This window comes from Micromonospora sp. NPDC048868, from assembly GCF_043198195.1.
In the GTDB taxonomy this organism is placed as follows: domain Bacteria; phylum Actinomycetota; class Actinomycetes; order Mycobacteriales; family Micromonosporaceae; genus Micromonospora; species Micromonospora reichwaldensis.
The window spans coordinates 311,658-331,701 of sequence record NZ_JBICUN010000007.1; the positions used below are offsets into that span (position 1 = coordinate 311,658).

21 protein-coding genes are annotated in these 20,044 nt (G+C 73.8%); 11 read left to right on the forward strand and 10 right to left on the reverse strand.

Going from position 1 to position 20,044, the window contains the following annotated elements; translation table 11 throughout:
* Positions 1 to 287 precede the first annotated feature (287 nt).
* Complete coding sequence (locus ACGFNF_RS14570) at positions 288 to 902, reverse strand: hypothetical protein (protein ID WP_393168142.1); 615 nt, start codon at positions 900 to 902, stop codon at positions 288 to 290.
* Positions 903 to 1,237: 335 nt separating this feature from the next.
* Complete coding sequence (locus ACGFNF_RS14575) at positions 1,238 to 1,768, reverse strand: M48 family metallopeptidase (RefSeq protein WP_132231076.1); 531 nt, start codon at positions 1,766 to 1,768, stop codon at positions 1,238 to 1,240.
* Between the two features lie 548 nt (positions 1,769 to 2,316).
* Here ACGFNF_RS14575 and ACGFNF_RS14580 point away from each other — a divergent pair.
* From ACGFNF_RS14580 to ACGFNF_RS14590, 3 genes are all read left to right on the forward strand, one after another.
* Positions 2,317 to 2,484 carry a DUF5679 domain-containing protein gene (locus ACGFNF_RS14580; RefSeq protein ID WP_012014940.1) on the forward strand — a complete coding sequence of 56 codons (168 nt, stop codon included), beginning with the start codon at positions 2,317 to 2,319 and terminating at the stop codon, positions 2,482 to 2,484.
* A 219-nt stretch (positions 2,485 to 2,703) separates the two neighbouring features.
* On the forward strand, positions 2,704 to 3,756 hold the full coding sequence (locus ACGFNF_RS14585) for a TOMM precursor leader peptide-binding protein (protein WP_393168195.1): 1,053 nt from the start codon (positions 2,704 to 2,706) through the stop codon (positions 3,754 to 3,756).
* A gap of 78 nt (positions 3,757 to 3,834) precedes the next feature.
* Positions 3,835 to 5,202, forward strand: coding sequence for an AarF/ABC1/UbiB kinase family protein (locus ACGFNF_RS14590; protein WP_357579895.1), 1,368 nt, complete (start codon positions 3,835 to 3,837; stop codon positions 5,200 to 5,202).
* Positions 5,203 to 5,584: 382 nt separating this feature from the next.
* Here the strand turns inward: ACGFNF_RS14590 and ACGFNF_RS14595 are convergent, their stop codons facing one another.
* The 3 genes from ACGFNF_RS14595 to ACGFNF_RS14605 all read right to left on the reverse strand — a co-directional run bounded on the left by ACGFNF_RS14595 (position 5,585) and on the right by ACGFNF_RS14605 (position 8,626).
* The gene (locus ACGFNF_RS14595) at positions 5,585 to 5,950 is read right to left on the reverse strand and encodes a WhiB family transcriptional regulator (RefSeq protein ID WP_088998544.1); all 366 of its coding nucleotides are present in this window, start codon (positions 5,948 to 5,950) and stop codon (positions 5,585 to 5,587) included.
* Between the two features lie 128 nt (positions 5,951 to 6,078).
* Positions 6,079 to 6,336: a hypothetical protein gene (locus tag ACGFNF_RS14600; RefSeq protein ID WP_132231073.1), complete on the reverse strand. Its 258-nt coding sequence runs from the start codon at positions 6,334 to 6,336 to the stop codon at positions 6,079 to 6,081.
* Between the two features lie 127 nt (positions 6,337 to 6,463).
* On the reverse strand, positions 6,464 to 8,626 hold the full coding sequence (locus ACGFNF_RS14605) for an ATP-dependent DNA helicase UvrD2 (protein WP_393168145.1): 2,163 nt from the start codon (positions 8,624 to 8,626) through the stop codon (positions 6,464 to 6,466).
* A 92-nt stretch (positions 8,627 to 8,718) separates the two neighbouring features.
* Here ACGFNF_RS14605 and ACGFNF_RS14610 point away from each other — a divergent pair, with 92 nt between their 5' ends.
* On the forward strand, positions 8,719 to 8,961 hold the full coding sequence (locus ACGFNF_RS14610; RefSeq protein WP_357579897.1) for a mycoredoxin: 243 nt from the start codon (positions 8,719 to 8,721) through the stop codon (positions 8,959 to 8,961).
* Between the two features lie 138 nt (positions 8,962 to 9,099).
* Here the strand turns inward: ACGFNF_RS14610 and ACGFNF_RS14615 are convergent, their stop codons facing one another.
* Positions 9,100 to 10,545: an MFS transporter gene (locus ACGFNF_RS14615; RefSeq protein ID WP_393168147.1), complete on the reverse strand. Its 1,446-nt coding sequence runs from the start codon at positions 10,543 to 10,545 to the stop codon at positions 9,100 to 9,102.
* Positions 10,546 to 10,616: 71 nt separating this feature from the next.
* Between ACGFNF_RS14615 and ACGFNF_RS14620 the strand changes: the two genes are divergently transcribed.
* The 3 genes from ACGFNF_RS14620 (at position 10,617) to ACGFNF_RS14630 (ending at position 12,396) form a co-directional block, all read left to right on the forward strand.
* Positions 10,617 to 11,597 carry a helix-turn-helix domain-containing protein gene (locus ACGFNF_RS14620; RefSeq protein ID WP_393168149.1) on the forward strand — a complete coding sequence of 327 codons (981 nt, stop codon included), beginning with the start codon at positions 10,617 to 10,619 and terminating at the stop codon, positions 11,595 to 11,597.
* A 72-nt stretch (positions 11,598 to 11,669) separates the two neighbouring features.
* Positions 11,670 to 11,906 (forward strand): DUF397 domain-containing protein, encoded by a 237-nt coding sequence (locus ACGFNF_RS14625; RefSeq protein WP_132231069.1) that lies wholly within the window; start codon positions 11,670 to 11,672, stop codon positions 11,904 to 11,906.
* A gap of 214 nt (positions 11,907 to 12,120) precedes the next feature.
* The gene (locus tag ACGFNF_RS14630) at positions 12,121 to 12,396 is read left to right on the forward strand and encodes a hypothetical protein (protein WP_132231358.1); all 276 of its coding nucleotides are present in this window, start codon (positions 12,121 to 12,123) and stop codon (positions 12,394 to 12,396) included.
* A 171-nt stretch (positions 12,397 to 12,567) separates the two neighbouring features.
* On the opposite strand, the gene nudC is transcribed toward ACGFNF_RS14630, so the two are convergent.
* Genes nudC through ACGFNF_RS14645 form a run of 3 tightly spaced genes read right to left on the reverse strand, consistent with a single transcriptional unit; the run spans position 12,568 to position 16,153 of the window.
* Entirely contained in the window at positions 12,568 to 13,506 is a 939-nt protein-coding gene (nudC, locus tag ACGFNF_RS14635) for an NAD(+) diphosphatase (protein WP_393168151.1), read from the reverse strand.
* Entirely contained in the window at positions 13,503 to 14,846 is a 1,344-nt protein-coding gene (locus ACGFNF_RS14640) for a M16 family metallopeptidase (protein ID WP_393168153.1), read from the reverse strand. The genes nudC and ACGFNF_RS14640 overlap by 4 nt, the downstream gene beginning before the upstream one ends.
* Positions 14,843 to 16,153, reverse strand: coding sequence for a M16 family metallopeptidase (locus ACGFNF_RS14645; protein ID WP_393168155.1), 1,311 nt, complete (start codon positions 16,151 to 16,153; stop codon positions 14,843 to 14,845). Before ACGFNF_RS14645 ends, ACGFNF_RS14640 begins: the two co-directional genes overlap by 4 nt.
* 263 nt (positions 16,154 to 16,416) lie before the next feature.
* Here ACGFNF_RS14645 and ACGFNF_RS14650 point away from each other — a divergent pair, with 263 nt between their 5' ends.
* The 4 genes from ACGFNF_RS14650 to ACGFNF_RS14665 are packed head-to-tail and all read left to right on the forward strand — an operon-like array spanning position 16,417 to position 19,582.
* Positions 16,417 to 17,481, forward strand: a complete 1,065-nt coding sequence (locus ACGFNF_RS14650; protein WP_393168157.1) for an ABC transporter substrate-binding protein — start codon at positions 16,417 to 16,419, stop codon at positions 17,479 to 17,481.
* A complete protein-coding gene (locus ACGFNF_RS14655) occupies positions 17,478 to 18,257 on the forward strand; it encodes an ABC transporter ATP-binding protein (protein ID WP_357580839.1) in 780 nt (259 codons plus the stop codon). Before ACGFNF_RS14650 ends, ACGFNF_RS14655 begins: the two co-directional genes overlap by 4 nt.
* The gene (locus tag ACGFNF_RS14660; RefSeq protein ID WP_151456617.1) at positions 18,247 to 19,131 is read left to right on the forward strand and encodes an ABC transporter permease; all 885 of its coding nucleotides are present in this window, start codon (positions 18,247 to 18,249) and stop codon (positions 19,129 to 19,131) included. Before ACGFNF_RS14655 ends, ACGFNF_RS14660 begins: the two co-directional genes overlap by 11 nt.
* A gap of 1 nt (position 19,132) precedes the next feature.
* Positions 19,133 to 19,582, forward strand: coding sequence for an RrF2 family transcriptional regulator (locus ACGFNF_RS14665; protein WP_393168160.1), 450 nt, complete (start codon positions 19,133 to 19,135; stop codon positions 19,580 to 19,582).
* A 45-nt stretch (positions 19,583 to 19,627) separates the two neighbouring features.
* Here ACGFNF_RS14665 and ACGFNF_RS14670 read toward each other — a convergent pair whose 3' ends face one another.
* Positions 19,628 to 19,816 (reverse strand): hypothetical protein, encoded by a 189-nt coding sequence (locus tag ACGFNF_RS14670; RefSeq protein ID WP_357580846.1) that lies wholly within the window; start codon positions 19,814 to 19,816, stop codon positions 19,628 to 19,630.
* Positions 19,817 to 20,044 lie beyond the last annotated feature (228 nt).

A 20,044-nucleotide genomic window follows, 5' to 3' on the forward strand; every position in this document is an offset into this window, starting at 1 on the left:
TCGCCGCACGATCGGGCCACGTCGCGGGGTTGCGCGGTCCACGTCGCGCGGTCGGGCCACGTCGCAAGGTTGGGCAGCCCGCGTCGCGGGGTCGGGCGGCCCACGTCGCACGGTCGGGTCGCGCCGGACGGTCGGGCGGCCGCCGTCGCGGGGTCGGACTGCGTCGCGGGGTCGGACTGCATCGCGGGGTCGGACTGCATCGCGGGGTCGGACTGCGTCGCAAGGTCCGGGGGCCCGGCCGTGGTCCGGAGGGGGTCAGTGCGGGTCGCTTCCGGCCCGCGGTCGGCTCAGCGGGGCTGCGCGGTGCCGGAGAGCAGGGCGCGGGTGGTCTCCCAGCCCTCCACGGCCGGGTCGAGGAACGCCAGGTCGCCCGGCCCACGCAGGCGCCGCCAGGCCGGGGTCACCGCCAGGTCGCCGGGTCGCGGCGCCGCCGCGCGCACGGCCGCCGGCCGCGCGGTGTCCAGGTCCAGCGCCGGCAGCCACGCCGGTACGGGCAGCCGGGTGGCCACGCCGAGCAGCCCCGGCCCACCGCCCTCGACCGGGGCGACCGCGACCGGCCGGGTGGTGAGTGGGCGCAGCAGCTTGCCGATCGTCAGGCCCGGCACGTCGGGCGCGTCGCCGGCGATCACGGCCACCTGGTCGTAGCCGGTGTCGGCGAGAGCGGCGAAGACGGCGTTCGGGGTCGCCTCGGGGACCTCGTACACGGCCGTGTCCGGCCAGACCACCGCGTCGGCCAGCTCCCGGTCGGCCGGGGTGACGGCAACGGCCGTCTCCACCTCGTTGAGCGTGGCGAGCAGGTCGACCACGTCCTCGGCGAGCGCGGCCCGCCAGTCCACCGGGTCGGTGCCGGGCGGTGCCCAGGTCACCGGTCCGAGCAACGCCACCACCACACGTCGGGCCACCCCACGACCCTAACCGGATGCGCCAGGAGCCACGACCGACGGGCGCGGGGAGGCGGCGTCGAGATCTTGGTAGGAACAGGCCCCTGGAGGGGCAGTCGCGTACCAAGATCTTGCCGGCTCCGTCCGCCCCGAAGCCGGCGCGAGCGGAGCCGGCGCGGGCAGCGCGCACGAAACCGGCGCGGACAGCGCGCACGAAACCGGCGCGGACAGCGCGCACGAAACCGGCGCGGACAGCGCGCACGAAACCGGCGCGGACAGCGCGGGCGGAGCCGGCGCGGACAGCAGGTGTTGGCGGGGGTCGGGGCGGCAGTTGGCCGGCGGCGGCGCTGAGGGTGTCAGTCGGTCAGCGGGGTGCCTGAGGCCGCCGCGACGCCCTCCAGGTAGCCGCGCGCCCGCTCGGACTTCGGGTAGCGCGCGACGAGCGCCCAGAACCGCGCGTTGTGGCTGGGCACGATGAGGTGCGCGAGCTCGTGCAGGAGCACGTAGTCGATCACCCAGTCGGGCAGCCCCTGGACGCGGTGCGAGATGCGGATCGTGCCGTCGTCCGGGGTGCAGGACCCCCACCGGCCGTTCTGGTTGGTGACCCAGCGGACGCTCGTCGGTACGGCCTGCGCGCCGTGTTCGGCGAGGTAGAGCTTGATCAGGCGGGTGGCCCGGGCGAGCAGCTCGGCGTCGGACCGGGCGAGGCGCCCCTCCCGGGCGGCGAGCCGGGCGAGCATCCGGTCGACCCACTCGCTCTCCTCGGCCCGGGAGAACTGGTCCGGGATGAGGACGACGACCCGTTCACCGTCGCGGTACGCGGACACCGTGCGTCGCCGACGCTGGCTGCGCCGCACTTCGACGACCGGCTTCCGCGCCCCTGCCATCAGCGGGCCGCGCAGCCTCGGATTCCTGTCACGAAGGAAAGCTAATGCGTACTGACCAGGGGTCCGCAAGGGTCAACACCCCGACACCCGCCCGGAAAATGGTGATTGGTCGGCAGGAGTCCCAAAAAATCTTTTGCCGGGCCACGACGAATCGTCGCCGTCACCCTTCGTGGCGGCCGTCCGCGGGTGCGGAGGCGTCGCGCCGCTGGCCTCCGCCGGGTGCTACGGGGCGCACCCCCACGTTAGGTGATCTCCGTGGCGGGCGCAGCTCGGGGTGCCCCGCACGGGGCATCTGGCCGGGTTCGGTCGGCGTGTCCCCGCCAAACTGACTTATCCGACGTAATTCGCCATGCACACTCTCGACGTCGACTTGCTCACAGTGACGAAGCACAGCTGACATGGAACCGCCCACACCTGGGTAGGGTCCGCGGACCAGCGGTCACGAGCGTGGCCGTGGGAGAACGACCCAGCGCCGGTGCCCGAATGGCCCGCCGCCGGGAACCCCCGCCGGGACGGCATCGGCCGGCGGACGAGACGAGGAGGGCACCGTGGCCGACCAGGCCCAGACCTACAACGGTTACTGCGTCAAGTGCAAGGAGAAGCGGGACTTCGAGGGCCGCGTCGAGGTCTCGAAGACCGGGATGAACATGGCCAAGGGCAAGTGTCCGGTCTGCGGCACAACAGTGAACCGCATCCTGGGCAAGGCGAAGGTCTGACCCGTACGGATGCACCGGAGGGGGCGGCCGTCGGCCGCCCCCTCCGGCATGACCGCACCTCGTCCGCCGGCGTACCCGGTCGCGCACTGTCGGCTCGCCGACATGGTTACCGGCGGGTTGTGGATATCCCGGGATTTCCTGTGGACAGCCCTGGACAGGGCACCGCGCACCTGTGGACAACGATCGACGGTGAGCACGGACACGGTCACGATCGGTGTCATGCGCCGAGCCACGCTGCCCCGTCCCGTCCTGCTGCCGGGCCTCACCAGACTCTGGCGGGACCGTCACACCCTCCAACTCGGCGTCGAGCCGGGCCGCGCCGTGCTGCTGGAGATCGCCGACCCCCGGGCCGCCCGCCTGCTCGACCTGCTCGACGGCACCCGTAGCGAACGGCTGGTCCTGGCGCACGCCGTAGCCGCCGAGGTGGCCCCCGACGAGGCCCGCGCCCTGCTCGACGCGCTGCGGGCCGCCGGCCTGGTCGTACCCGCGCACACCCTGCTGCCGAAGGACCTGGCCGGCTTGCCCCGGGCCCGGCTCACCGCCGAGGCGGAGGCGCTCGCCCTGGCCTCGGCGCGGCTGCCCGGCACGCCCGCCCAGGTGCTGCGCCGGCGGCTGGCCGCCCGGGTGGTGGTCTGCGGCACCGGCCGCCTCGGCGCCCCGGTCGCCCTGGCGCTGGCCCAGGCCGGGGTGGGGCACGTGCACCCGGACCTGGCCGGCCCGGTGCGGCCGGCGGACCTGGTCGGCACGGGCATCCCGGCCGCCGCGCTCGGCCGCCCGCTCGCCCGGGCGGTACGCGACGCCGTCGAGCGGGCCGCCCCCGGCACGGGAACGGGCCCGCTCCGGCGGGGCCGCGTCGACCTGGTCGTCCAGCTCGGTACGGACCGGCCGGCCGCCCTGCTCGCCGCCGGTCACGCCCAGCGCCGCCAGCCGCACCTGCTGCTCGGTCTCCGGGAGGGCGTGCCCGTGGTCGGCCCGCTCGTCCGCCCGCCCGCCGGTCCCTGCCTGAACTGCCTCGACCTGCACCGGGCGGACCGGGACCCGGACTGGCCGGCGCTGGCCGCCCAGCTCGCCACGGGCGCGGGCGAGCAGGCGTGTGCCACCGCGACCCTCCTGGCGGCCGGGGCGTACGCGGCGGCCGAGGCGCTGGCGCAGCTCGACGGGGGCACCCCGGAGACCCTGGGCTGCGCGGTGGAGATCACCGGGGCGGGGCGGTTCCGCCGCCGGATGTGGCCGCCGCACCCCTCCTGCGGATGTTCGCGACGGCGCCGGTGACGCCCCCGGAGGCGGGGACGGGCACCCAGCCCGGCGGCAGAGCAGCCGCGGGCCCCCGGAGTCGGTAACAATGGCCGGGTGACCGACATCCCGCGCCGGGCCGTGTCCCGGACCGCCAAGCTCGCCGCTCTGCCGCTCGGCTTCGCCGGTCGGACCGTCCTCGGCATGGGTAAGCGCGTCACGGGGCTCGCCTCCGACGTGATCTCCGCGGAGATCCAGCAACGCACCGCCGAGCAGCTCTTCAGCGTGTTGGGGCAGCTCAAGGGCGGTGCGATGAAGTTCGGGCAGGCGCTGTCGGTCTTCGAGGCCGCCCTGCCCGAGGAGATCGCCGCCCCCTACCGGCAGGCGCTGACCAAGCTCCAGGAGGCGGCGCCGCCACTGCCGGCGGCCAGCGTGCACAAGGTGCTCGCCGAGCAGCTCGGCCCGGACTGGCGGGACCGGTTCGTGGAGTTCGACGACACCCCCGCCGCCGCGGCCAGCATCGGCCAGGTGCACCGGGCGGTGTGGCGGGAGCCGGGCTACGGGCCGTCCGGCGCGCCGCAGACCCGCGACGTGGCTGTCAAGATCCAGTATCCGGGCGCCGGCGACGCCCTGCTCGCCGACCTCAAGCAGCTCTCCCGCCTCGGCGGGATGTTCCGGGCGATCCAGCCCGGGCTGGACGTCAAGCCACTCCTGGCGGAGCTGCGGGAACGGATCACCGAGGAACTCGACTACGAGCTGGAGGCCGAGTCGCAGCGCGCCTTCGCCGCCGCGTACGCGGACGATCCGGAGATCCACATCCCGGCGGTGGTCTCGGCGTCGCCCCGGGTCCTGGTCACCGAGTGGGTCGAGGGCACCCCGCTGGCGGAGATCATCCGCGAGGGCACGGAGGAGCAGCGCGACGAGGCCGGCCGGCTGATGGCCATCCTGCACCTGTCCGCGCCGCAGCGGGCCGGGCTGTTGCACGCCGATCCGCACCCGGGCAACTTCCGGCTGTTGGCGGACGGCCGGCTCGGCGTGATCGACTTCGGCGCGGTGGCCCGGATGCCGGAGGGCACGCCCGAGCCGATCGGCCGCATCGCCGCGCTGGCGCTCCAGGGCGACGCCGACGAGGTGGTGGCGGGCCTGCGCTCGGAGGGCTTCATCGGTTCCACCGAGGAGATCGACGCCGAGGCGGTGCTCGACTTCCTCCGTCCGATGCTGGAACCCATCGCCGCCGACGAGTTCCGGTTCACCCGGGCCTGGCTGCGCACTGAGGCGACCCGGCTGGCCAGCCCCCGCTCCCCCGCGTACCAGTTGAGCCGGCAGCTCAACCTGCCGCCGTCGTACCTGCTCATCCACCGGGTGACGCTCGGCTCGATCGGCGTGCTCTGCCAGCTGGAGGCGAAGGCGCCCTACCGGGGCATCCTGGAGCGCTGGCTGCCCGGCTTCGCCCCGTCGGCCGGGCGACCCTCGGCGGGCGGCTGAGCGACGGCCGCGCGACCGGACGCGCCGCGCGGCGCAAAACAGACGCCACGGCACGCGCGAGGAAGACGGCACGGGACGGGGGAACGCGACGAGGGGCGGTGGCCGGATTCCGGCCACCGCCCCTCGGCTATCGGTGGGGTACTAGAGAACGCCCAGGTCGCGCGCCGCTCGGTTGCGGCTGTTCATGGCGACGGTACGGGCGGAAAGGGTTGCCTCAGTGCTCGTGGTGGTACGACCGGCCTGAGGCCGGCGCATTCGAGCCCGGGACAACGCTTCGTGAAGTAGTTGCATCTCGGCGACTCCGTCAAGAACGTTCAGCATCGTGGTCAGCTCTCTCGTCGCCGGCGTGACACCGGCGTGGGTGGGTTGGATCGGGTGCATGTCAGGCCGCCAGCCGGACCGTGGTGCGCGACTCGGACAGCCCACTGGCCGCCAGTCGTGCCTCGGCCTCGACCCGGAGCGCCGCGTCGCGGGCCAGGTCCTCCTTGCGCGGACGGCCACGGGGCCGCTTGCGCGGGACGACCGCGCCACGCTCGAAGATCTCGCCGCCCCAGACGCCCCAGGGCTCGGCCCGCTCCACCGCCCCGGCCAGGCACTCGACGCGCAGCGGGCAGTCCCCGCAGAGCGACTTGGCCAGCTCGAGCTCGGCGGGCGAGTCGGAGAACCACAGGTCGGGGTCGAACTTCCGGCAGGGCAGGTTCGCCTCCACCTCGACGCTCACGTCGAGTGGGGCCAACGCCAGACTCATCGCCCGGTCACCTCTCTCTCACTTCGATCTCGTGGATCGCATTTCCGACGTACTTGGCGGGCAAAAAACTGAGGCCGCGGATCCCGGTAGCGGGTTCCGCGGCCTCGAGGTGAGCCGGTGTCTGAAGATCAGACCGGTCTACCTCGAGGTGGAACTCCGCGGACGTCCATGTGACGCTTGACAGCATCGACGCCCTTGCCCGTGAAGCCACTGGTCCCCTGGTTTCCGTTTGGCGCGGTGGCGAGAATCAGCTCGGCCTGAGCCTCGACACGGTGCACCTGGGAAACCGACGGTCGCGCAGCGGCGAGGGCCACCCGGACAGCCGACAGCGGAGCGACGACAGCGGGCAGCGCCGCCGGACGCTCGTTGATGTAGACGATCTCCATCGGGACCACCTCCTCTGACGTTCACTCGTGCCGATACGGTCTCTACCCCTCGTGAGCAGCCCGAATGGCGCCGCTCGCGAGGTGTGTCATGAGGCTATTCCTCGCCACGGGGCGAGGGCAAACGAATTTACGGCGAGATTTCGAAAGTTTTCTCCGGGCAGACGTCGTCGACCGCCGCGCCCGCCACCAGCGCCAGCACCGCCTCCCCGTAGAGGCCGAGTTTCCGGGGCCCGATGCCGGCGATGGCGATCAGTTCCTCCGCCCGGCCGGGGCGCCGTTCCGCGAGCGCGACCAGAGTGGCGTCGGTGAAGACCACATAGGCCGGTACCCGCTGCCCGCCGGCCACCCGCTGGCGCCACTCGTGCAGCCGTTCGTGCAGCTCCTCGTCGATGTCCGAGGGACAGGTGGGGCAGCGGCCGAGCTTGCGGTCCGGCCCGGCGAGCAGGGTGGCGCCGCAGATCCGGCAGGAGACGATCTGGGTCCGGCGGCGCTCCGGCCGGCGCGTCGCGGGAGCGGCCCCGGCCCGCTCCGCCCCGCCGGAGCGGTCGAGCTGCGGCAGGAACCGCGAGGGCCGCCGGGCCCGCCCGCCCGGGGAGCGGGCCGAGGCGTACGACAGCCAGAGCCACTCCCTCGCCCGGGTGACGCCGACGTAGAGCAGCCGGCGCTCCTCCTCGACCTGTTCGACGGTCTTGGCGTACGTGGTGGGCAGGGTGCCCTCGGAGAGGCCGACCAGGAAGACCGCGTCCCACTCCAGGCCCTTGGCGGAGTGCAGCGAGGCCAGGGTCACCCCGTCGACCGTCGGCACGTGCTGTGCGGCGGCCCGGCGGGCCAGCTCGTCGTTGAAGTCGGCCAGGGTGACCTGTCGCTCGACCGAGGCGGCGGGCCCGATCGGCACCACCTCCGGGGTGGCCGCGTACTCCTCGGCGAGTTGCACCAGCGCGGCGAGCGCCTCCCACCGCTCGCGGGCGGCGCCACCGGCCGGGGCTGCGTCGGGGGCCCAGCCGACCGCGGTGAGCGCCTCCACCACGGCGGCGGGCAGCGGGGTCTCCCCGGGGATCGACCGGGTGGCGGCCCGCAGGGCGACCATCGCCTGCCGCACCTCGGTGCGCTCGAAGAACCGCTCGGCCCCCTGCACCACGTACGGCACCTGCGCCTCGGTCAGCGCCTTCTCGTACGCCTCGGACTGCGCGTTGGTCCGGAACAGCACGGCGATCTCCTTCGCCGGGGTGCCGGCGTCGACCAGGGCGCGGCAGCGGGCGGCCACCGCGTTGGCCTCGGCCGGCTCGTCGGTGAAGATCCGCAGCTCCGGTTCGGGGCCGGGCGGGCGCTGGCCGACCAGCTCCAGGCGCAGCCGGGCCTCGGCGCCCCGCGCCTGGGAGATCACCGCGTTGGCCAGCCCGACGACCTGCGGGGTGGAGCGGTAGTCGCGGACCAGGCGGACCACCGTCGCGCCCCGGTGCCGGCGCGGGAAGTCGACCAGGTACGACGAGGTGGCCCCGGTGAACGAGTAGATCGTCTGGCTGGCGTCGCCGACCACGGTCAGGTCGTCCCGCCCGCCCAGCCACGCCTGGAGCAGCCGCTGCTGGAGGGGGTTGACGTCCTGGTACTCGTCGACGACGAAGTGCCGGTACTGGGCGCGGACCTGCTCGGCGACGTCCCGGTGCTCCTCGATGCCCCAGACCGCGGCGCGCAGCATGTCCTCGAAGTCGATCACCCCGTTGGACCGCTTGAGCCGCTCGTACGCCGCGAAGACCTCGGCGACGCGGGCCGGCTCGTGCGGGGTGTCCCGCATCGCCTTCGCCGCCGCGACGACGTACTCCCCCGGTTCCACCAGCGACGACTTCGCCCACTCGATCTCGCCGGCGAGGTCCCGGGCGGCCGCCCGGTCGGTACGCAGGCCGGCCTTGGCCGCGGCGAGGGTGACCAGCCGGACCTTGCTGTCCAGCAGCTCGGGCATGGCCCGCCCCTGGAGCAGCCGGGGCGCGAAGTAGCGCACCTGGCGCAGCGCCGCCGCGTGGAAGGTGCGGGCCTGCACGCCGCCCACCCCGAGCGCGGTGAGCCGGGCGCGCATCTCGGCGGCGGCGCGGGCCGTGAAGGTCACCGCGAGCACGTGCCGGGCGGAGATCTCCCCGGAGAGCGCCCGGTGGGCGATCCGGGAGGTGACCGCGCGGGTCTTGCCCGTGCCTGCGCCGGCCAGGATGCAGACCGGGCCGGCGGGGGCGGTCACCGCCGAGCGCTGCTCGGGGTCGAGCCCGGCGAGCACGCGTTCGGATGCTGAGTGAACCACCACAGCGAGGAATTGTCTCAGCTCCGCCAGACGTTGCAGCGATTAGCCTGGGCTTGATCGGCAAGCCGCCACGCGGACCGTTGGAGGATCTGACCATGCTGACGATGTACTCGACCCCCTGGTGCGGCTACTGCCACCGGCTGAAGTCGCAGCTCGACCGGGAGGGCATCGGCTACGAGGTGGTCGACATCGAGCAGGACGCGAAGGCCGCGGAGTTCGTGATGAGCGTCAACGGCGGCAACCAGACCGTCCCGACGCTGCGTTTCGCCGACGGCAGCGCCCTGACCAACCCCTCGATCGTCCAGGTCAAGCAGCACCTGGCCACGATCGACGCCTGACCGGACGCAGCACCACCGACGAGCGGCCGCCCACCCGGGCCGGCCGCTCGTCGCGTCCTGTCCGCCTCCCCGTTCGCCGCGCCCTGGGGAGGTGTCCGGCCGGGCGCAGCGCCCTACGCCCCCCGGCGGGCCGGGGCCTCAGCGCGCCGGGCCCGGTGGGGTCGTGCCGACCACCTCCTGGCTCGCGGCGGCCGGGCCGACGGCGGTGGACCCCTCGGCGGGCCGGCGGGGGGCGGGGATCCGGACGGGTGGCGGTGGGCTGAGCGTGCGGCCGTGCCAGAGGTAGCCGCCGGCGAGCAGGGTGGCCACCCCGATCAGGGCGAACAGGACGCGGTAGTCCAGCACCCCGACGAGCAGCGCCCCCGCGCCGATCGAGAGCGCCTGCGGGCCGCTGACCACGGCCTCCGAGGCCGCGGCGACCCGGCCGAGCAACGCCTGCGGGGTACGCCGCTGGATCAGCGTGTGCAGCCCGACCATCGTCAGCGGCAGCGACACCCCGGCCAGCAGTACGGCGACGAAGCCGAGCCAGAGGTTCGGGTACACCAGCGCCAGCGAGGCCGGCCCGAAGAACGCCACCCCGGCGGCGAGCGTGCCCACCTCGCCGGCGCGGCGCACCACGGCCGGGGAGAGCAGCCCGCCGACCAGCCCGCCGATGCCCTGCACGGTGACCAGCACGCCGACGAACGCGGCGTCCCGGCGCAGCCCCTGGTCGACGTACGCGAAGATCAACGACTCGCTGAAGCCCATCGCCAGCGATCCCAGCCCGTAGCCGAGCAGCGCCCGGCGCAGCGCCGGCTCCCCGGCCAGGTGGCGCAGCCCGGCGCTCACCTCGGCCGGCCAGCGCAGCCCGGGCCCGGTGGGCGGCGTCTCCGTCGTGCGGAGCAGGCCCACCACGACGGCCGCCGACAGGAAGCCGACCATCCCGATCACGGCCAGCATCCAGCCGCCGACGGCGGCGTAGAGCCCGGCGCCGGCCAGCGGGCCGACCAGCCGCAGCCCCTGGCGCACGGTCTGGAGCACGCCGTTGGCGTCGGCCAGCAGTTCCACCGGCACGAGCTGGCGGATCAGGCCGCTGAGCACCGCGCTGAGGGTGATGTACGACAGGCCGTAGAGGGCCGCCACCACGTAGATGATCCACACGTCGGTCCGGTCCCGCACCACGAGGAGCGGGGTGAGCAGCACGGCCGTCACCAGGTTCGCCGCAACGAAGAACGGGCGCCGGGGGTAGCGGTCGACGATCCACCCCACCAGCGGGGCCAGGGTCATCGGGGCGATGACCGCGAAGATGGTGGCGCCGGCCAGCCCGTCCGACCCGGTCAGGTCCTTCACCCAGATGGCGAGGGCCAGCAACAGGATCGACTCGGCGGCCATGCTGGCGAGCAGGCCGCCGAAGAGCAGGCGGAAATCCGGGCGGCGCAGGACGGTGCGCATGGGGTCCCTCCGGCGGGGGTGGTGCGCGGCGTGGCGCGGTCTGGGTGGCGCGGTCGGCCGACGGCGTCGTACCGGACGCCGCGCCCTTCCACGGTCCTCTTTTCTGCGAGACACGCCCCCACCGGGACCTCCGGCGGGAGGCGCGCCGTCCATACTGACCGTGGGGGGCGAATTTCATACAGTTACCGTCGCGTCTGCGGCGGTCCACGGGAAAAGAGGACGTCGTGCCTCCTGCCTCACCCAGCCCGATCCTGCGCCGCCGCAGGTTGGGCACCGAGCTGCGCCGGCTGCGCGAGGCCGCGGGTCTCACGGGAGACCAGGTCATCGAGCGCATCGGCTGGGCGTCCGCGTCCAAGTTGTCCCGGCTGGAGAACGGCCGCAGCCGCCCGGACCCGGACGACGTCCGCGTGCTGCTGGATCTCTACGGCGCCGACGAGGCGCTGCGCCGGGAACTCCTCGGCATCACCGAGGAGGCCGGCGACATCCGCGGCTGGCTGCGCAACTACCCGGTGATGACCCAGCAGCAGCGCAGCTTCGCCGAGCTGGAGGCGGGCTGCGCGGAGATCTCGGAATACAACCCGGTCCTGGTGCCGGGCCTGCTCCAGACGCCGGACTACGCGTCGGTGCGGATCGCCTCGGCCCGGCAGGTCGACGAGGAGGCCGGCGACCCGGAGGCCGGCGAGGACATCGACACCGAGGTGCGGGCCCGGCTGGCCCGGCAGTCGCTGCTCACCCGCGCGACCGACGCGCCCCGCTACACGGCGGTGCTGGAGGAGGCGGCGCTCGGCGGCCGGACCGGGCCGCCGGAGGTGCTGCGCGCGCAGCTGGTGCAGCTCTGCGAACTGGCGATGCTGCCGAACGTCACGCTGCACGTGCTGCCGCGCGACACCCAGATCGGCGACTGGTACCTCCCGCCGACCGCGTTCTCGGTCTACCGGTTCGCGGATCCGCTCGATCCGGAGACGCTGGCCATCGAAGGGGGGTTCACCGACGTCATGTCGACCGAGGTAAACGCCCTAAATCGCTATAAAGTGGTGTTCGAGTGGCTATGCACGGCGGCGCTCTCCGAATCGGACACCCTCTCCTGGCTGATCGAGGCGACGGGGCGGCTGCCCGGCACGGCGACCGCGTCCACGGTGGCGTACGGGCCGGCAACGGCGCCGACCCAACGCCGCCGGTATTCCGGGCGCCTGACGGATCGGTGATCACGGGGGCCCACCGTCGGGTCGTGCGGCGCCACTCGTTCCATCGGAGCAGTTCACCTCAGGAGTGGCACGATGAACGAGATCCGCAACACGCCGTCCGTACTCGCCCAGCTCGCGGACGCCCCGTGGCGTAAGAGCACGCGCAGCCAGACCTCGAACTGCGTCGAGGTCGCACCACTGAGGACCGGACCGGTCGCGGTGGCCCTGCGGGACAGCAAGGACCAGGGCGGTCCGGTGCTGCTGTTCAACCGGGCCGGCTGGCTGGGCTTCATCGCCGGCGCGAAGAACGGACAGTTCGATCTGAACTGATCCGTCGACCGTCGCGGGGCCGCCGGCAGCGTGCCGGCGGCCCCGTCGCGTCTGCGCCCTGCCACCCCGCCGACCAGGCATCCGCTGATCGGATGAGCCTCCGAACCAATCGTCGCGTTTCACTTGATGAGACGACCGCGCGGCGTAACATGACGGCAGAGTGACGTGGAACTTCCACCCGTTCCCCACCCTCGCGATTCATCCGGAGACCCGCATGCGGTTCCTGATCGTTCGCACCGACATCCGCGCCGCCGCCGACGTGGACATCGCCGCCGCCTGGGCGTGCGGTGACCGACTCCGCGACGAGACCACCACGCCCGAGCCGCGCCGCCAGATCGTGCACGCCGAGGAGCGCGACGCCGCGCTGCTGCTGGCCCGGGCCCTCGCCACGGTCGGCGCGGTCCGCTCCGGGAAGCAGCGGGTCAAGGTCCTCCCGCTCGACGAGCCGGGCCGCGGACGGCGGGCCGCACCCGACGACCGAGGCAGCTGACCCGCAACCCAGACGTCCGTCGTGGTCGGACCGGCTCCCCCGCCGTGCTCCTTTGCCCAGCCGACCACGGCGGCCCGTGTTCCCGGTCCGTGACCGTCGCGGCAACGGCGGCCACGGGCCGGGACCGCACGACCCCGGCCACCGGCGCGCTCGTGCGCGGCGGAGACCGGCTCAGCAGTGCCCGTCGAGCCAGCGGTGGATCAGGAAGAGCGCGATCGACGACGGCGGCGGCAGCACCAGGCGGGCCCCGCCGACCTCCACCGGCCGTCCCGCCAGGGCCGCGCCGATCTCCCTGCGGGAGAACCACCGGGCGAACGCGATCTCCGTCGGATCCACCTGCACCGGATGCTCCGGATCCGCAGTGGCGAGGAAGCCGAGCATGAGGGAGCCGGGAAACGGCCAGGCCTGGCTGCCCGCGTACGCGATGTCGTCGACCGGGACGCCGACCTCCTCGCGGACCTCGCGCAGCACCGCGGCCTCGGCCGACTCCCCGGGCTCGACGTAGCCGGCGAGGCAGGAGAACCGGCGTTCGCCGGCGGTGTGCGGCCAGGTGGCGTTGTTGCCGAGCAGGCACCGCCCGTCCAGGCCCGGGACGCCGTCATGCACCAGCACGATCATGGCGGGATCGGTACGCGGCCAGATCCGCTCCCCGGCCGGGTCGACCCGGGACCAGCCGGCCTCGTCCACCTCGGTCGGGTGCCCGGTGGCCGACGAGTAGCGGTGCCGCAGGTGCCAGTTGACCAGCGCCAGCGCGGTGGTGAACAGCCCGGCGTCGCGGTCGCCGAGCAGGTGCCCGACCTCGCGCAGGTGCGCCGCCCGGGCCCCGGACACCGCCGGCAGCGGGGCGTCCACGGCGAAGACCGGCACCCCGTCCGGCTCGACGCCGAGGAACATCGGCGACGTCGGCCCGGGCAGCCCGGCCGGGTCGACGAGCACCAGCTTCGGCGGCGACGTGTCGGTACGCACCAGCGCCCGGCCGCCGTCGGCGGAGTCGAGCACCAGCACCCGGGCCCCGCTCCACGCCTGCGCCAGCCACCCGGGATCGGTGCGCCGGTGGGCCGCCCGGTCCAGGGTGGAACGGGCCAGCGGCGGCGCGGGCTCACCGCTCACGGTCGTGCCGGCTCGGTGGTGACCGGGGCCAGCGCCGCCACCTGCCGCCCGATCCGTTCGGCGTCGCCCAGCACCACGGTGACCGCCTGCGCCGGGGCGAGGTAGCGGGCCGCCGCCTCGGCCACGTCGGCCACGGTCGCCTTCGCCAGCCGGGCGGCGTGCTCGGCCAGGAACTCCAGGCGCAGCCCGCTGCCGGCGTACGCGCTGGTCAGCGAGGCGAGCCCGGCCTGGGTGGACATCCCGAGCTGGAGGGTGCCGAGGGCGTACTGGCGGGCCTGCTCCAGCTCGTCCTCGCGGGGCGGGAGGGAGGCCAGCCGGCCGAGTTCGTACGTCGTCTCCAGCAGCGCCGGCCCGGTGACCTCGGTGGCCACGTCGACGGCGGCGACCAGCACCGACCCGGCCACCGAGTGCTCCACGAGGGAGTGCCCCCCGTACGTGTAGCCCTTGTCCTCGCGGATGTTCTCCACCCAGCGGGAGGAGAAGTAGCCGCCGAAGATCAGGTTGGCCAGTTGCAGCGCGGCGTGGTCGGGGTGGGTGCGGGGCACCGCCGGCAGCGCGATCCGCAGCGAGGACTGCACCGCCCCCGGGCGGTCGACCAGCAGCAGCGGCCCGGGCTCCAGCGGCGGGGCGGGCGGCAGGTCGGCGGTGTGCCCGGCGCCGGTCCACCCGGACAGTGCCTTCTCGGCGGCGTCCAGTGCCCGGTCCGGCTGCACGTCACCGACCAGCACCAGCACGGCGTCGGCGGGGTGCACCCGCTGGGCGTGCAGGGTCCGCAGCACTCCCGGCCGGACGGCCCGGACCGCCTCCGGTTCGGGGGTCTGCACCGCGTACGGGTGGGTGCCGTAGACCCGCCGGAGCAGGGCGGTGCGGGCCAGGTGCGCCGGCTGGCTCCGCGCCACGTGGATCCGGTCCACCAGCCGGTCCCGCTCCGTGGCGACGTCGTCGTTCGGGTAGGCCGCGTCGGTCAGCACCTCGGCGAGGATCTCCAGCATCCGGTCCAGCCCGGTGACCAGCCCGGCGCCGGAGAGCATCAGCCGGTCCGGGTCGATCCCGGCGGAGAGCCCGCCGCCGACCTTCTGCAACTCGGCCGCGATCTGCACGCTGGACATCGTCTGAGTGCCGGAGAGCAGGGTCTGCGCGAGCATGGCGCCCCGGGCGAGGTGGGTACGGCCGAACGGCATCCACAGCCGCACCTCCACCAGCGGCACCGCCGGCCGGCGTACGGCGATCACGGTCAGCCCGTTGCCCAGCGTGCGCTCGGCCTGCTTCGGCAGCTTGAGCCTGCGGTTCGGGCCGAGCGGCGGCAGCGCCCGGGGCGCGGCCGGTGCGGTCACACTCATTTGGCCCCTCCTGGGATGACCTCGATGGACGCGCGGCGCTCAGGCCGCAGGGTGGCCGCGGCGGCGCGGACCTGCTCGTCGGTGACCTCGCCGACGAGCCGGGGCAGGTCGTTGAGCAGCCCCGGCTCGCCACGCTGCTGCTCCAGCACGGCCATCTGCAACGCCCGGCCGAGCACCGCGTCGGTGTCGCGCAGCAGGTGGGTCGCCATCCGGGCCTGGGTACGGGCCAGTTCCCCCTCGGCCACGCCGTCGGTGGCCAGCCGGTCCAACTCCTCGTCGACGGTGCGCAGCACCTTGTCCACGTCCCCGCCGGGCGGCAGGTGCGCCTGGAGCAGCAGCGCCGTCGGGTCCCGCACGTCGAACGGGTCGCCCATGAAGCCGACGTAGCCGCCGAGGCTGGTCACCGCCCGGTCCCGCTGGACCAGCCGCTCGACCAGCCGGGACGCGTCGCCGTCGGTGAGCACCTCGGCCAGCACGACGTACGGCAGGTAGGCGGCGAAGTCGGTGATCGGGTCGGGCACCCGCCAGGCGCCGGCCACCGCCGGCAGCGGGGCCAACTTGTCGGTGTACGAGGTGCGCCGCTCCTCGGTCAGGTCGGGCTCGGCGAAGTCGGGCCGTTTCGGGGCGGGACGCGCCGGCACGTCGCCGAAGTGCCGCTCGATCAGCGTGGTCGCCTCGGCGACGTCGATGTCGCCGCTGACCGCCAGTACCGCGTTGCCGCTCGCGTAGTAGCGGCGGAAGAAGTCGGCGGCGTCGGGGACGGTGGCCGACTCCAGGTCGACGAAGGAGCCGTAGCCGTCGTGCGCGTTCGGGAAGGTGTCGAACATGACCGGTGGCAGGGTCAACCAGGGAAAGCCGCCGTACGGGCGGTTGAGGACGTTGACCCGGATCTCCTCCTTGACCACGTCGACCTGGTTGCGCAGGTTCTCCTCGGTCAGCCGGGGGCCGCGCATCCGGTCGGCCTCCAGGAACAGCGCCCGCTCCAGGGCGTTGCTCGGCAGGGTCTCGTAGTAGTCCGTGTAGTCCAGGTGGGTCGAGCCGTTGAAGGTGCCGCCCGCCCCCTGCACGTGCCGGAAGTGCGCCAGCTTCTCCAGGTTCTCGGAGCCCTGGAACATGAGGTGCTCGAAGAGGTGGGCGAAGCCGGTGCGCCCCTCGGGTTCGGAGCGGATGCCGACGTCGTAGACGACCGCCACCCCGATCACCGGGGCGCTGCGGTCGGGGGTCAGCACCACCCGCAGGCCGTTGTCGAGCGTGAACCGCTCTACCGGGTACTTCGTCGCTGGAATTCTCGATCTCCGCGCCGCCACGGGATCGACCCTAGCGCGTCGGCACCCCCGCCACCGGCGACCTCCCGCCTGCCGCCCCGACCCGCGCCCGGGGCGTCGTGCGCAGCCGCCCCGGCGGCCGGCGGCGGCTGCGGGAACGCCGGCCGCAAAGCACACCCAATCAGTAGAGATTGCCGCTTTTTCTGGGACGCGGATCCCGGCATGTGGTTGGGCCTTGACGCCAGTTCACCGCCTGCCCCAGTCTTCCTACCAACTAAGTAGGAATACTGCGGATTGGATGGACGATGAGACGGCTCCCCATGCGTCGGTGGGTCTCCCTGGCCACCCTCGCCGTCGTCGGCGTGGCGACCCTGGGCACCGCCGCCGCCTGCGGCGACGACAGCGAGGGCGCGGGCGGCGGCTCCGGCCCGACGACGCTCCGGCTCGGCTACTTCCCCAACATCACCCACGCGCCGGCGGTGGTCGGCGTGGAGAAGGGCATCTTCGCCGAGAAGCTCGGCGGCGACGTCAAGCTGGAGACCAAGACCTTCAACGCCGGCCCCGCCGCCATCGAGGCGATCTTCTCCGGCGCGCTCGACGCCACGTACATCGGCCCGAACCCCACCGTGAACGCCTTCTCGAAGTCGAAGGGCGAGGCCGTCCGGGTCATCTCCGGCGCGGCCTCCGGCGGCGTCGCGCTCGTGGTCAAGCCCGGGATCACCTCGGTGGAGCAGCTCCGGGGCAAGAAGATCGCGACCCCGCAGCTGGGCAACACCCAGGACGTGGCCATCCGCTACTGGCTCAAGGAGAAGGGCCTCACCACGACCAAGGAGGGCGGCGGCGACGTCAAGATCGTCCCGCAGGAGAACGCCCAGACGGTGGAGACCTTCAACAGCGGGGCCATCGACGGCGCCTGGGTGCCCGAGCCGTTCGTGTCCCGGTTGGTCAACGCGGGCGGCAAGGTGCTCGTCGACGAGCGCGACCTCTGGCCGGACCGGAAGTTCGTGATCACCAACCTGATCGTCAGCACCAAGTTCCTCAAGGCCCACCCGGACGTGGTCAAGAAGCTGGTCGAGGGCCAGGTGGCGGCCAACGAGTTCGTCAACACCAGGCCCGACGAGACGCACCAGGCCATCTCCGACCACATCGGAAAGATCAGCGGCAAGCCGCTCGACCTCAAGCTGATCAAGCAGGCCTGGCCGACGCTGGAGTTCATCAACGACCCGATCGCCACGTCGCTGAAGACCGGGCTCGACCACGCCGTCGCCGTCGGCCTGACCCAGCCGGTCAGCCTCGACGGCCTCTACGACCTCACCCACCTCAACGAGGTGCTCAAGGGCCAGGGCAAGCCCGAGGTCGTCCAACCATGACGTCGACCACGACGACGCCACGCAGCGCGACCGGCTCGGTCGCGCTGCACGGCGTCACCAAGGTGTACGGGCGCGGTGCGAACGCCGTCGTCGCCCTGGACGGGGTCTCCCTCGACGTCGCGCCCGGCGAGTTCGTCTGCCTGGTCGGGGCCTCCGGCTGCGGCAAGAGCACCCTGCTCAACCTGGTCGCCGGCCTCGACCGGCCCAGCGGCGGGCGGATCACCCTCGACGAGGGCGTCGACCCGGGACTGATGTTCCAGGAGCCCGCCCTCTTCCCCTGGCTCACCGTCGAGGGCAACGTCGAGGTGCCGCTGAAACTGCGCGGGCTGCCCCGGGCGGCGCGGCGGGACCGGGTCGCCGAACTGCTCGGCACGGTCCACCTGGCCGACTTCGGCCGCAAGCGCCCGCACGAACTGTCCGGCGGCATGCGCCAGCGGGTGGCGCTGGCCCGCACCCTCGCCCTGGACACGCCGGTGCTGCTGATGGACGAGCCGTTCGGCGCGCTGGACGCGATGACCCGGGACATCCTGCACGACGAGCTGGAACGGATCTGGACCGAGCGGCGGCTCACCGTGCTCTTCGTGACGCACAACGTCCGCGAGGCGGCCCGACTCGCCGACCGGATCATCCTGCTCTCCAGCCGGCCCGGCCGGATCATCTGGTCCACCCCGGTCGACGTGCCCCGGCCGCGCCGCATCGACTCCCCCGAGGTCGCCGCGATCGCCGCCGAGGTCACCGGCCGCCTGCGTACGGAGGTGGGCCGTCATGGCCGGTGACACCCTCGCCGCCGTCCCGCGTACCGACGCGGAGATCTCCGGGCTGGACGCCCTGGAGCTGGCCGGTCGGGAGAAGAGCCGCACGCGGGCCAGCCGGTTCTGGGCGGCGACCTGGCCGAAGCTGGCCGCCCTCGTCCTCGCCGTCGGCGCCTGGCAGGTCGTGGTCTGGACCGGCTGGAAGCCCGAGTACTCGTTGCCGGGCCCGGTGGCCGTGGGTCAGGAACTGCTCCGGCAGGTCAGCGGCGTCCAGCTCTGGGAGGGGCTGGTCACCACCCTGCGCCGGGCGGCCCTCGGCTACGTGTTCTCGGTCGCCGTCGGCCTGCTGCTCGGCCTCGCGGTGGCCCGGTCACGGATCCTGCGGGCCGCGATCGGCTCGATGATCACCGCGTTGCAGACAATGCCGTCGATCGCCTGGTTCCCGCTGGCGATCCTGCTGTTCGAGCTGAGCGAGAAGGCCATCTTCTTCGTGGTGGTGCTCGGCGCCGCGCCGTCCATCGCCAACGGCGTGATCGCCGGTGTGGACTACGTGCCGCCGCTGCTGCTGCGCGCCGGCCGCAACCTCGGCGCCCGAGGGCTGAACCTGTACCGGTACGTCATCGCGCCCGCCGCGCTGCCGGCCATCGTGGCCGGTCTCAAGCAGGGCTGGGCGTTCTCCTGGCGCAGCCTGATGGCCGGCGAGCTGATCGTGGTCGGCATCTCGCAGACCTCGCTGGGCGCGCAGCTGACCTACTCGCGGGAACTCTCCGACTCGCCCTGGCTGATCTCCACGATGATCGTGATCCTGGTGCTGGGCCTGGCGGTGGACGCCGCGTTCGGGGCGGCGGACAAGGCGATCCGGCGTCGCTGGGGCGTGTTGGACCAGGCGGGTCAGTGACGTGTACGTCTCCGCGCGCAGTGACTACGCGCTCCGGGCCATGCTCGCCGTCGCCGCCGCGGCTCCGGTCGGCGGCGGCGGGCTGGTCAAGGCGGGGACGCTGGCCGACAGCCAGGGCATCCCGCTGAGCTTTCTCCAGGGCATCCTAGTCGACCTGCGCCGGGCCGGTCTGCTGGTGAGCCACCGGGGCACCGAGGGCGGGTACGCCCTGGCCCGCCCCGCCGTGGAGATCAGCGTCGGCGACGTGCTCCGCGCGATCGGCGGCTCCCTGACGACCGTCCGCGGCCTGCCGGCCGAGCGGGCCGGCTACGCGGGTGTGGCGACCGGCCTGCGGGACGTCTGGCTGGCCGTGCACGGCGCGATCGCCCTGGTGGTCGACCGGACCACCCTCGCCGACCTGCTGGGGGCGGAACACTTCCCGGCCGGCGCCGGGGAGACCCGCGCCCACTGACCGCGCACCGGCCCCTCCGGCGACGGGCGGGCGGCCCGGCGACGGTCAGCCGACGGTGGCCACCGGCCGCTCCGTCGGGCTGCGAAGTTCGACCGGAGCGGCTGGCGCGGCCCCGTCCGGGGTGGCGTGCCACGGCGTGAACACCGCGACCACGGCGAGCAGCAGCCCGGCCAGCGCCACCGCGAGCACCAGCAACAGTTCCCGCGCCGCGCCCGAGCCGGCGTCGCCCGCCATGGTCACCCCTCCCATGCCGGGCGGTCCCGCCCGGATCTTCCCCCGCCCCCAGCTTTCACCACCCCCGGCGGCGGAAACAGTCGCCGATCGGACGTAACGTTCGCTGATTCCAGACTCAGCCGTGGGGGGGGGGGCGGGCGGGGCCGGGCCCCACGGCCGGGGGGCAACGGCGGGGGTTGGGGTGAGGGGGGTCGGGGGGGGCGGGGGGGCGCGGCCGCGGGGCGCGCC

What these genes read in the sequence shown, in the direction of transcription:
- ACGFNF_RS14575 (WP_132231076.1), bottom strand. Translation starts at nt 1,768, where the DNA reads ATGGCAGGGGCGCGGAAGCCGGTCGTCGAAGTGCGGCGCAGCCAGCGT.
- ACGFNF_RS14585 (WP_393168195.1), top strand. Translation starts at nt 2,704, where the DNA reads ATGCGCCGAGCCACGCTGCCCCGTCCCGTCCTGCTGCCGGGCCTCACC.
- ACGFNF_RS14595 (WP_088998544.1), bottom strand. Translation starts at nt 5,950, where the DNA reads ATGAGTCTGGCGTTGGCCCCACTCGACGTGAGCGTCGAGGTGGAGGCG.
- ACGFNF_RS14600 (WP_132231073.1), bottom strand. Translation starts at nt 6,336, where the DNA reads ATGGAGATCGTCTACATCAACGAGCGTCCGGCGGCGCTGCCCGCTGTC.
- ACGFNF_RS14610 (WP_357579897.1), top strand. Translation starts at nt 8,719, where the DNA reads ATGCTGACGATGTACTCGACCCCCTGGTGCGGCTACTGCCACCGGCTG.
- ACGFNF_RS14615 (WP_393168147.1), bottom strand. Translation starts at nt 10,545, where the DNA reads ATGGACGGCGCGCCTCCCGCCGGAGGTCCCGGTGGGGGCGTGTCTCGC.
- ACGFNF_RS14625 (WP_132231069.1), top strand. Translation starts at nt 11,670, where the DNA reads ATGAACGAGATCCGCAACACGCCGTCCGTACTCGCCCAGCTCGCGGAC.
- ACGFNF_RS14630 (WP_132231358.1), top strand. Translation starts at nt 12,121, where the DNA reads ATGCGGTTCCTGATCGTTCGCACCGACATCCGCGCCGCCGCCGACGTG.
- ACGFNF_RS14640 (WP_393168153.1), bottom strand. Translation starts at nt 14,846, where the DNA reads ATGAGTGTGACCGCACCGGCCGCGCCCCGGGCGCTGCCGCCGCTCGGC.
- ACGFNF_RS14650 (WP_393168157.1), top strand. Translation starts at nt 16,417, where the DNA reads ATGAGACGGCTCCCCATGCGTCGGTGGGTCTCCCTGGCCACCCTCGCC.
- ACGFNF_RS14655 (WP_357580839.1), top strand. Translation starts at nt 17,478, where the DNA reads ATGACGTCGACCACGACGACGCCACGCAGCGCGACCGGCTCGGTCGCG.
- ACGFNF_RS14660 (WP_151456617.1), top strand. Translation starts at nt 18,247, where the DNA reads ATGGCCGGTGACACCCTCGCCGCCGTCCCGCGTACCGACGCGGAGATC.
- ACGFNF_RS14670 (WP_357580846.1), bottom strand. Translation starts at nt 19,816, where the DNA reads ATGGCGGGCGACGCCGGCTCGGGCGCGGCGCGGGAACTGTTGCTGGTG.